The organism is Chryseotalea sp. (assembly GCF_057350905.1).
Genome location: NZ_JBMRCF010000001.1, coordinates 877,907 through 889,919 on the forward strand (window position 1 = coordinate 877,907; position 12,013 = coordinate 889,919).

Consider the following 12,013-nt stretch of genomic DNA (forward strand, 5'->3'; position numbering starts at 1 on the left):
AAACCAAAATTTAAGGCAAATTCAAAAAAGTTAAATTATCAACAGATTGCTAATGTACTGATAATCAATGATTAATGGTTATCGCCTAAAGTCACTAACACGAAGCAGACGCTCGGAGACATTCAGATGCGCTAATACTATGATCTACTTGATTAATATAGTATTAACTTCTCAGCCTTCCTACTTTATCTCCTTAATCTTTTTGCTCAATTTGTCGTTGAAGAAACCATTAAAATTTATAAATATCTTTGTTTTGCATTCTATAGTTTATAATGGATAAGGCTCACGTTTCTGATCATGATAAGGAAGCTGCTGAAATACTGCGGATCATTTCGGAGGGCACTATGTCAAAAACGGGCATTGATTTTTTTCAGTCGTTGGCAAGGTACATTATCGATACGATAGGAATTCAATATGCCATAATTACAGAATGTACAGGTGAAGCTAAGACAAGGGTAAAGACAATTGTTTACATGGCTCATGATAAACTGCTGGATAATTTTGAGTATGACCTTATAGGTACACCATGCGAAATTGTGATGCAGGGCGAGACATATTATTGCACCAACGATCTTGATAAATTCTTTAACGAAGAGGGTATTAAATCTTATTTCGGAGTTCCGATTTTTCTAAGAGATGGTAGGGTTGCCGGGCACATAGCTGTTTTTGATCGCCAGCCCATGGAAATTAATCATCAAAAACTCAACATCCTTAAGATCTTTGCTTCTCGTGCCGGTGTGGAAATTGAGCGTGAACATAAGGATAAGCTTCTGGAAGATAATCTTGCAAGGTATTGGAATTTATTCGAAGACTCGCCAATTGGTCTTACAGAAGAAGACTTCTCGGAGGTTAAAAAACATATTGATGCGCTTAAAGTGAAGCATGGTTTACCCCTTAGAGATATTTTTAATCAATTTCCAGAAGCAATTATAGAGTGTAACAACAAAATTCGTTGGATCGATGTCAACCAGATGCAGTTAACCCTATTTGGAGTTCAATCTAAAGAAGCATATTGCGATTTTATTAGACATAAGTTTCAGCCAGATACGTTTAGAGAGTCTCTTCTTAAGCTGGAAGAAGGCAATCAGTCTTTTGAACGAGAGGTTATGCTGAAAATGGCAAATGGTGAAATCCGGTACTTAAAAGCAAAGCGTGTAATCTTGAGAGGATCAGAAATAAGTTGGAAGCGATCTGTTGTTTCATGTGTTGATATTAGTGAGCAAAAGATAGCTCAAGGTAAACTTCAGCAAGCGCTTAATCAGGTAGAAGATTTAAAAGAGCGCCTAGAGGCAGAAAACATTTATCTTCAACAGGAGATAAAACTTCATAATAACTTTGATGAGCTTGTAAGCCAAAGTGAATTATTTAAGCGAGTACTTGAAAAGATTGAGTTAGTTGCCGAAACCGATGCTACTGTTCTTATTCTGGGTGAATCTGGAACGGGAAAAGAACTTATAGCACGGGCTATTCATAGCATAAGCAGACGAAGTAACCGCCCACTTGTAAAAGTAAACTGTGCAACCCTGCCGGCAAACTTAATTGAGAGTGAACTATTTGGTCATGAGAAGGGTGCCTTTACAGGTGCTGTTGCCCGAAAGGTCGGACGTTTTGAATTAGCGGACGGTGGTACAATTTTTCTAGATGAGATTGGTGAATTACCGATAGAGCTGCAAGCCAAACTATTAAGAATATTACAGGAAGGAGAATTTGAGCGTTTGGGAAGTTCTCAAACACAAGAAGTTGATGTAAGAATTATTGCTGCAACAAACCGAAATCTTGAAGCTCAGATAGAAAAGGGAGAATTTCGATCAGATCTTTATTACAGACTAAATGTATTCCCTGTAGAGTCGCCCTCACTTCGAGAACGTAAAGAAGACATTCCCTTACTGGTTCATCATTTTTGTAAGAAGTATGGTGTGAAGCTTGGGAAAAAGATTACTTCAATTCCGAAGAATATCATGGATGTACTGATTAACTACAACTGGCCAGGTAACGTTCGAGAACTAGAAAATGTGATTGAGCGGGCAATGATCATTTCAAAAACTGGAATCTTGGAGTTAGGAGACTGGTTGCCGAAAAATAAGGCAAAGAATAGTGCAGATGGAATAAGTAATGAAAAAAATTTACAATTGCCCACAGCTATAAATTCTATACATAGCCTTACAGAACTTGAGAAACAACATATCATAAATGTCTTGGAATCTGTTAACTGGAAAATCAGAGGACATGACGGTGCAGCTGCACTCCTTGGACTTAAGCCCACAACACTTGAGGCCCGCATGAAGAAAATGGGAATCAAAAGAGCAAAAAGCTAACTGCAATTCTTAAACAACAGTCCCTCCAAAATATTAGAGATCCAATCTCCAATATTTTAGAATATCCAATAAATTGGAGGTGATTTAATTCTGTAAAGGTCTGTTTGTCAAATAATTAACTTCATGGCATACCTATTGTAATCAAGCAATACAAATGTTTGATTACATGGAACAGAAAGCGATATCCAAAATAAATTCGGCTCAGTTTATTGACAAAATATTAATCAATAAAGCTGATGCAATAGTTAAAATTAGTGCGGGTTGGAGTGCTTCATCGCAACTCTTAAAAACGCCATTACAAGAGCTAGCCGATCAGTTTTATGGTCAGGTTCAATTTTTTCAAATGGACCATGATGAAGAAGCTGCTCTTACTTCAACATATCGGGTGGAGTCAGTCCCGACTCTATTATTCTTTAAAGGAGGAGCATTAGTTGATAAGCTCACGGGCTTAGTACAAAAGAATGTTATCTCAAATAGAATTAATCAATTAGTCAAGTAAAAATTATCACTAATCCTTTACTCTCATGGAAACCAAAAATTTTTATCTTAAATCTTTCAATATTGGTACTAGTCTTTCTGACGAACAATTGAATGATCTGAGCGCCAGTATGCTTCAAAAGGAGGCAAAAAGATCGCAGGTGATTTATGCAAAAGGCAGTGAGAAAAAAATATTTCTACTGATCAGCGGCAAAGTAAAAATATCAGAAATAAATGCATCGGGTAATGAGATGATCAAAGAACTTATTGTAGCTGGTGATATTTTTGGTGACATACTTTTTACCTATGACGGCCCGAATTATGAATATGCTGAAGTCGTTTCTGAGCGAGCTACTTATTATGCAATAGGACAGGAACAACTTGCTTCTATGATGCGAAGCAACCATACCTTAACGATGAATTTCATGGCGAAAGTAAATGAAAAATTCAAGAATCTTGAGAATAGGTATATGAACATGATTACAAAAGATGTAAAGTCACGACTTATTTATTGTTTTCAAGAATGGGCTCGAAAAGAAGGCAGAAAGCTTGGAGATAAAGTAATTGTGAAAAATTCTCTTACACATAGCGATTTAGCCAACCTTGTTTCCACATCAAGGCAAACCGTTACTGTTATTCTGAATGAATTAAAGAAGTCAGGTGATATTAACTATACACGCAAAGAAATAGAGTTCTCTTCAATAATTTTGGCTGTCAATTAACCAATTTGGAAAGAAGTAAGACAAACCATGAAGTACGATATAACCATTTTTGATAATGACTAATTCAAATTTAAAAATGAAGCTAACTAATCAAATAGCCATTGTAACTGGTGCGAGTTCAGGAATAGGAGCAGGTGTTGCAAAAGCACTGGCTAGCGAAGGAGCCACTGTTGTGATTAATTATTCGAGCAGCCCAGAAAAAGCAATGAATGTGCTTAAAGAAATTAAAGACAAGGGTGGAGAAGGGATTGCAATAAAGGCTGACGTTAGTAATGAAAAGGAAGTGGTTGATATGTTCCAGCAGGTGGTAAAAATGTATGGTACTGTCGACATTCTAGTAAATAATGCAGGACTTCAAAAAGATGCGAAGCTCCATGAAATGACTCTTGAGCAATGGAATTACGTGCTGGGAATTAACCTTACTGGACAGTTTCTTTGTTCCCGCGAAGCTATAAAGGAGTTTATAAGAAGAGGTATTGTCCCTGAAAAATCGAAGGCTGCAGGAAAGATTATTTGCATGAGCTCCGTACATGAGGTTATACCCTGGGCAGGGCATGCAAACTATGCGGCTTCTAAAGGTGGCGTAATGATGCTGATGAAAACAATGGCGCAGGAATATGCTCCTATGAAAATCCGAATCAATAGCATCGGGCCGGGTGCCATTAAAACGCCAATCAATCATGCCGCCTGGCAAACACCTGAAGCGTACAACCAGTTGCTCAAATTAATACCCTCTAAGCGCATTGGTGAAGCAGACGACATCGGTGGTGCGGCTGTCTGGCTTGCTTCGGATGACTCTGATTACGTAAATGGGATTACACTCTTTGTGGACGGGGGAATGTTGTTATACCCAGGGTTTGAAGATAACGGGTGATTGGTTAAGTATCATTAATGAAGACGGGTACAATGCTTTCAGCAATTATGCCAACTAACTTGCATTGGAATTTCAATTTATCCAAGAAGACGACATGTCCATTGCTGATCCTATTTGTCTTTATTTCAAGTTGCTGTGATGAAACAGCCTGCACGAATTATTCGAGGTTCTATATTAAAACTCTAGGATATACACCGCAGGAATTAGAACAAGATACGGTTATTATCAAAAAATATAGTGTCGGACAAGGACGGGTTAATCCCATTGAAGAGATAAAGTTGGCATTGAATGTTGCCGAAACCTTTACAATGGCTGACACACTTTTGTATAGAATTGAGTACATACTTCTACCTGGTTATGAATGGCAAGTGATTTTTAAAAAAATAAAAGCGGGTTTTACTTTGTCTGACTTAAAGTATGAAGTGTTCACTTCAAAAAATTGCGTGCTTCAGCCTTTTAATTGGGATGCCAGGGATGAATGCTTGAATCCCTTAGTACTTGCATCTGTTAATGGAGTCCATCACCAATTTACTGCTCTGTTCTTGCCTGGCTTGCTTATTGAAAAATGAGACTGCTTGCCTTAAATAGTTTTCTCTTGTTATTGATGGGCATGAAATTTACCCTGCTGACAGTCCATAAGTCCAAGTAGCCTATGCTTTTGGCATTGTTAAATCAAAAATCACCACTATGACCACAGAACGACAACGACTAACTGAAGACCGCGAAAAAAAAAGAAACTGGCGCAAATTTGGACCCTATTTAACAGAACGCCAATGGGGAACTGTACGAGAAGACTATAGTGCCTTTGGAAATGCTTGGGAGCATATTTCGCATGATGCAGCCAGAAGCCGAGCGTACCGTTGGGGTGAAGAAGGGATAGGAGGTATTAGTGACGAGCGACAATTGATTAATTTCTCTCTGGTACTCTGGAATAAGAAAGACCCAATTATCAAGGAGAGAATATTTGGACTCACGGGCAATGAGGGTAACCATGCTGAAGATTGTAAGGAGCATTACTATTACCTAGACAGCACACCTACACATTCATACATGAAAATGCTCTACAAGTATCCACAACAGGAATTTCCTTATGCCTGGCTTGTAGATGAGAACAAAAAACGTGGAAAACTCGACCCAGAGTTTGAATTGGTGGATACTGGCATATTTAATGCAAATCGCTATTTCGATGTTTTTATCGAGTACGCAAAAGTTGATACCGATGATTTACTCATTAAGATTACGATTCATAATCGCGGCCCTGAGGAAGCAGCTATAAACGTGCTTCCTACTTCATGGTTTCGTAATACTTGGTCATGGGGTTATAACGACTATAAACCGGAAATGTATCTCAATGATAGTGGCTGCATTAAAATAGACCATAAGGAATTAGGAAGTTATTATCTTTTTGCTGACGATAAGCCTGAGGTGCTTTTTTGTGAAAATGAGACAAATACACGTAGACTATTTAATTATCCTAAGGAAGGTACTTTTAAAGATGGGATCAATGACTTCCTCATCCACGGAAATGTAGATGCAATTAACCCTAGCCCGAAAGGAACGAAGGCTACGTTTAATTATAATCTTTCTATTCCAGCCGGTAAAACAAAAACCATTCGCCTGCGATTATCATCAAAATTTGAAGCGAATGCATTTAAGGATTTCAATGTCCTTTTTAAGGAAAGGCAGAATGAGGCAGATGAATTTTATAATGAACTTCAAAAGGACATAAAGGATAAAGATGAAAAAGAGATTCAACGACAGGCTTTTGCTGGGATGTTGTGGAGTAAACAATTTTTCTATTATGATGTAGCGCAATGGTTAAAGGGCGATCCAGGGCAGCCGGCACCTCCGCCCGAGCGAAAGCGGGGGCGCAATCATGATTGGACTCACCTGAATAATGCCGACATAATTTCAATGCCTGATAAATGGGAATATCCGTGGTACGCTGCTTGGGATCTAGCATTTCACACTATTCCAATTGCAATGGTCGATTCGGAGTTTGCAAAAAAACAACTTTTGCTGTTAACAAAAGAGTGGTATATGCATCCAAATGGTCAACTGCCTGCGTATGAGTGGGCACTTGGTGATGTGAATCCACCTGTACATGGCTGGGCTACATGGCGAGTTTATAAAATGGATCAGAAGCTAAATGCTGGTAAAGGTGACACTAAATTCCTAGAAGAAGTATTTCATAAACTACTGCTCAATTTTACATGGTGGGTTAATAAAAAAGACAATAGCGGAAACAATATCTTTCAAGGTGGTTTTTTGGGAATGGATAATATCGGTGTGTTTGATCGAAGTAACCAATTACCCACTGGTGGATTTATAGAACAATCGGATGGAACTAGTTGGATGGCTATGTTCACCCTGAATATGTTGCGCATGTCGCTTGAGTTGGGAAAAGAGAATCCGACCTATCAAAGTTTGGCTACTAAATTTTTCGAACACTTCCTCTACATCGCTGGTGCCATGGCTAATATTAATGAAGACGGTGTGAACTTATGGGATGAAGAAGATAAATTCTTTTACGATGTGTTACATACGCCCGATAACCAACGAACTAAGATGAAAGTACGCTCGATGGTGGGATTAATTCCACTTTTTGCAGTAGAGGTACTAGACAATGAGATATTCGAAGCAATGCCTGAGTTTCGTGAGCGATTGCAATGGTTTCTAAAAAATCGGCCAGATTTAGCATCCCTTATTTCGCGTTGGGAAGAAAAAGGAAAAGGTGAGCGCCATTTGCTCTCTTTACTTCGTGGTCATAGAATGAAGCAGCTACTTAAGCGAATGCTTGATGAAAAGGAATTTTTATCTGACTATGGAATTCGAGCGCTTTCACGAAAGCATTTAGATGAACCCTATAAGTTCTATGCCAATGGAAACGAATTTAGTGTGCGTTATACACCCGGTGAAGGAGATACAGATTTGTTTGGTGGAAACTCTAACTGGCGAGGACCTATTTGGTTTCCTGTGAATTATTTATTGATTGAATCTCTTCAACGTTTCCATCATTATTATGGAAATGATTTTAAAGTTGAGCACCCAACGGGCTCAGGTAATCTAAGAACCTTACAACAAATAGCAGATGATCTTTCAGAACGTATGGTGAAGATTTTTAAACGAAATAAAAATGGCAAACGCCCTGTGTTTGGCGATAATGAAAAGTTACAGGATGATGAATATTTCCGTGATTTAATTTATTTCTACGAATATTTTCATGGAGATAGCGGAAGGGGTGTGGGTGCTACGCATCAAACCGGTTGGACGGGGCTTGTGGCTAAATTGATACAACCACGTAAATAGTGCTTTCTAGTCAATAATTAACATCAAAGACCGATTAACATATAACCAAGCATCATTTTATGAATTCATTTGAATCATTGCAACGACTGGAGTGGCTTGAAACTAATGGACTGGGCGGGTATGCCAGCAGTACATTTTCAGGAGCTCATTCACGCAGATACCACGGTCTTTTAGTAGCTGCAATGCATCCACCGGTAGGACGCACTGTTGTGTTATCAAAACTTGAAGAGACTATAATAATTAATAGCGAACGCTACGAGTTAGGTGCTAATCAATACCCTGATGCAATCCATCCAAAAGGATTTGAACACCTCACACGATTTGAGCGTAACATGTTTCCTGAATTTATCTATGAAGTTGCCGGAATCAGACTTAAGAAAACCATCGCATCTATTCATGGTGAAAATACAACAGTGATTCTGTTTGAAGTGTTAGATGCTTCAAAACAATTCTTGCTAGAATTATTACCACTATGTACTTCGCGCGATTATCATTCATTAAGTCATGCTAATAAGGCTATTAATGCTAAGTATCATTTCGAAGATGGCTTACTTCATACAAAAAATTATGATGATGATCCGGATCTATTTATAAAAGTACCTGGATCATCTTTCAATACTTCAGGACATTGGTACCACAATTTTCAATATGAAATAGAGCGCTATCGTGGTCTTGACTTTAGCGAGGACTTGTTTAATTACGGTATTTTTAGTGTTACTCTAAAGAAAGGTAGTAAACTGGGCATTATTATCTCTACAGAAAATACGGGCACAAAAGACGCTTTCAAATTGTATAATAAAGAGCAAAAACGAAGGGAAGCTCTGCTTGTGGATTTTCAGTGGAATGATACCATCAAACGATTGGTGCTTGCAGCTGACCAATTCATTGTACAACGTGGTGATAATCTTAAAACTGTCATAGCGGGGTACCATTGGTTTAGCGACTGGGGTCGTGACACGATGATTTCAGTACCAGGCTTATGTTTGTCAACAGGAAGATATGCTGATGCAAAGAAAATTCTAAAAGCGTTTTCAGAAAGTGTTAGTGAAGGTATGTTGCCCAATCGTTTTCCTGATTATGGTGAAACACCAGAGTATAATACTATTGATGCTACCCTATGGTTTTTTCATGCTATTTACAAATACTATGAACATACCGAAGATAAAAAGTTTGTGAAATCGATATTTCCCATTTTGAAGGAAATAATTGAGTGGCATTATAAGGGAACCCGATATAATATTAAGGTGGACCCCACTGATGGACTTCTTTATGGTGGTGCTGATGGTGTTCAGCTTACCTGGATGGATGCTAAAGTTGGTGATTGGGTTGTGACCCCACGTAAAGGAAAAACAGTAGAGATTAATGCGCTTTGGTACAATGCACTTTCTATTATGGATGTGCTTTCTATTGAGTTGGGATATAAACCGGAGTCTGAAGAATACAGACAGGCAGCAACAAGAGTAAGTGAAAACTTTTTAAACAAATTTTGGAATGCAAACCAAAGTTGTTTGTACGACTTTGTTGATGGTGATTATAAGAATGATGATCTGCGGCCTAACCAGATTTACGCCATCAGTTTACCTTTTCCCTTACTAAAAGGTGAGAAAGCCGGGAAGGTATTAGAAGTTGTGGGAAATTACTTACTTACCAGGCGAGGTTTACGGAGCTTGTCACAATCTCATAGAGATTACAAACCTGTTTACGGAGGCAATCAGTGGCAACGGGATGGAAGTTATCATCAGGGCACTGTGTGGAGTTTTTTACTGGGTCCTTATATTGATGCATTAATGCTGTTAAAAGGGAGTAAAGGTAAAGCGACAGCCTCCCGAATTGTGAACCAATTTTTTGAACATTTAGATGAAGCAGGAGTGGGTACAGTATCAGAAATTTTTGATGCAGACGCTCCTCACACTTCACGAGGATGTATTGCACAAGCCTGGGGTGTGGCGGAGATATTAAGAGTTACTCTGGAGTATGATTTATTATTACGCCCCAACACGATTAAGAAAGAAAAGGCATAACAATATAGTGGCCATATTTAAAAAACGTACTAGGCAATTAACAATTACTGATCATTAATGTATAAAACTATTTATCTGCATACAGATAAATAGTTTTATAATGAGGATAGTGATGAAGTAATTTATTCGTGAATAAAATACAGCTTAATTACACTACAGATTTTTCAATATCTCTTTAACAGTTGGCCTGTTCTTGTAGTTCGGATCGAAATAACGATAGGTGATTTTACCTCTCCGATCAATAATGTATAAAGCAGGAACAGGAAGATTAGGCCCATTCTCTCCGTTAATAATATCAAAATCTAAATTATATTTTTTGTAAACGCTAATCTTCTCATCTTCAAGTCTGAAAAGTACACCATACTTTTGCATAATGGAAAGCCCTTTATCGTGTATGATGGGAAAACTAGCATTTGTCTGCTCAATCGTTTTAGCGATATACTCTGGTTTTTCGGGAGTTACCGTTACTACTTTCGCGCCTTTAGCAGAGATAAATGAAAGGGAATCTTCTAGGGTTTTCAAATGCTTGCTGCAATACGGGCACCATTGCCCTCGATAAAACACAAGTACAACCGAGCCTTTCGTCAGTAGAGATTTTAGATTAACCGTTTTACCGTTTTGATCTTTGGCTGAAAAATCCGGTGCCAGATCATTAACAGCCAAACCCTTGGGGCTTTCCTGTGAAAAAGCAAAAAGAGAAACAAATAGTAATATTGTCAGTAACTTAAATTTTTTCATGATAATTTTTAAATCAATCTCTGGATTTGTAGTGATATGAATTGTCGGATATCAGACTTTTGGAACACTTGTTTTCCTGTGGCACCGAAATGTAATTTCATCCTAACGATTTAGTGCTTAATTCTGCTTAAGAGTTGAAAAAATAGGGAGCATGAAAATTTTCTGAGTAATCGGATAACTAACATATGAAAAAATTTATTTGACTTCATTAAAGTTTACATTTTGCCTACACATGATTTGCATTTCCCCATATAGTAATGACCTCCATAGCCACTCCACAGGGCCGTACAAGAATTTCCTCATCCACCATCGACAAAAAATGATTTGAAGTATATAAATCAACACTGATAACAGGAACAAAACACTTATGCCTGTTTTTTCTGCTAACCCAAAACCAATGGAAGTGAACAGGATGAGGAGCGCAGCACTCTGTATAAGGTAGTTGGTGAGTGCCATTTTTCCCATTGGCTGTAAGATCGTCAATCTATTTTTCCAGGTATTATTTCTGAATAGACGAGTCAGCAGCATGCAATAAAATAAGGCCATGCCGATAAAACCAGCTGTAATGGAAGTAATAGCTATGAGTTGATAACTTAGTAAGTTTAGTATTTGTGGTGATAACACTAAATGCTGAAAACAGAATAGCAAGTTTCCCCAGATTCCTATTCCGAGGCCTCCCCACAGAAAATATTTTTCCTTTAGTTTATTCTGATGTGTGAATACATTGGAATAATAAAGAGATGCACCAACCAGCATAATCCCCGTTATCCACAGTAGTCCACGTAAACCTGACCAATCAAGAATGAAGTTGTTTAATTGAAATTGAGTACTCGTCTTAACCATTTCAATGTATGTTTTTGACGTAAACGCAGTTATTGTTTTTTCCGCCATTTCACCAAAGTCAGATGGAACCAAGATAGTTTGGGCTAGAAGTATTGCCACAGTAATGAATAGTGAATAGATCAAAATGATCTTAGCTATAATAGTTTTGGGGCTGATTAGTAACAGAAAAAAAACAACAGTGCCTACGAGTGCATACCGGAATAAGATGTCTCCAAACCAAAGTAGTACGCTCATGTTAAGTAAACCTAGTGCTGCGAGAATTACCAAGCGCCTGAGATAAAAAATGCGCCTAACTCCGTTAAGCTCCAAAGCACTCAACTGGTGAACCATTCCAAAACCAAAAAGCATTGAAAAAATTGTGATCGACTTGCTTACAAAGAAGAAACGCACAAAAAAATGGAGATAATAATCAATGCTTGCAGTCGGCAGCACAGAGCGTTCTTCAGATGTCATAAATTCAAGGCCACTTGAATAGCACATATTTACCAACAAAACACCAAACAGTGCAAAAGCTCGAATACTGTCTACAATAGCTAAACGTTCGGTCTCTGCATTTAAAGACTTCATACTTGCAAAATTTATCTAGCTAATTAGTGTCTGTTTCTTCGTAATGAAGTCACTAAAAGGACAATAACACAAGAATTTTAGAAAAATATAGACCACTATTAATTCACCACGACCAGACGAGAATTAGAATTGTCATGTGTCTGACAA

9 protein-coding genes are annotated in these 12,013 nt (G+C 38.0%); 7 read left to right on the forward strand and 2 right to left on the reverse strand.

Translation table 11 applies throughout. The features are described from left to right. The first annotated feature begins 344 nt into the window (after positions 1-344). From ACO1XM_RS03895 to ACO1XM_RS03925, 7 genes are all read left to right on the forward strand, one after another. Positions 345-2,315, forward strand: a complete 1,971-nt coding sequence (locus tag ACO1XM_RS03895) for a sigma-54-dependent Fis family transcriptional regulator (RefSeq protein ID WP_486226536.1) — start codon at positions 345-347, stop codon at positions 2,313-2,315. 166 nt (positions 2,316-2,481) lie between these two features. After that, on the forward strand, positions 2,482-2,814 hold the full coding sequence (locus tag ACO1XM_RS03900; protein WP_486226021.1) for a thioredoxin family protein: 333 nt from the start codon (positions 2,482-2,484) through the stop codon (positions 2,812-2,814). 25 nt (positions 2,815-2,839) lie between these two features. Next, positions 2,840-3,514: a Crp/Fnr family transcriptional regulator gene (locus tag ACO1XM_RS03905; protein WP_486226023.1), complete on the forward strand. Its 675-nt coding sequence runs from the start codon at positions 2,840-2,842 to the stop codon at positions 3,512-3,514. 76 nt (positions 3,515-3,590) lie between these two features. Beyond that, a complete protein-coding gene (locus ACO1XM_RS03910; protein WP_486226025.1) occupies positions 3,591-4,388 on the forward strand; it encodes an SDR family oxidoreductase in 798 nt (265 codons plus the stop codon). A gap of 17 nt (positions 4,389-4,405) precedes the next feature. Continuing rightward, on the forward strand, positions 4,406-4,957 hold the full coding sequence (locus ACO1XM_RS03915) for a hypothetical protein (protein WP_486226027.1): 552 nt from the start codon (positions 4,406-4,408) through the stop codon (positions 4,955-4,957). A 118-nt stretch (positions 4,958-5,075) separates the two neighbouring features. Further along, a complete protein-coding gene (locus ACO1XM_RS03920) occupies positions 5,076-7,697 on the forward strand; it encodes an MGH1-like glycoside hydrolase domain-containing protein (RefSeq protein WP_486226029.1) in 2,622 nt (873 codons plus the stop codon). Between the two features lie 59 nt (positions 7,698-7,756). Continuing rightward, a complete protein-coding gene (locus ACO1XM_RS03925) occupies positions 7,757-9,718 on the forward strand; it encodes an amylo-alpha-1,6-glucosidase (RefSeq protein WP_486226031.1) in 1,962 nt (653 codons plus the stop codon). Positions 9,719-9,871: 153 nt separating this feature from the next. Here ACO1XM_RS03925 and ACO1XM_RS03930 read toward each other — a convergent pair whose 3' ends face one another. Continuing rightward, positions 9,872-10,456 (reverse strand): peroxiredoxin-like family protein, encoded by a 585-nt coding sequence (locus ACO1XM_RS03930; protein WP_486226033.1) that lies wholly within the window; start codon positions 10,454-10,456, stop codon positions 9,872-9,874. A gap of 195 nt (positions 10,457-10,651) precedes the next feature. After that, positions 10,652-11,866 (reverse strand): DUF418 domain-containing protein, encoded by a 1,215-nt coding sequence (locus ACO1XM_RS03935; RefSeq protein WP_486226035.1) that lies wholly within the window; start codon positions 11,864-11,866, stop codon positions 10,652-10,654. Positions 11,867-12,013 lie beyond the last annotated feature (147 nt).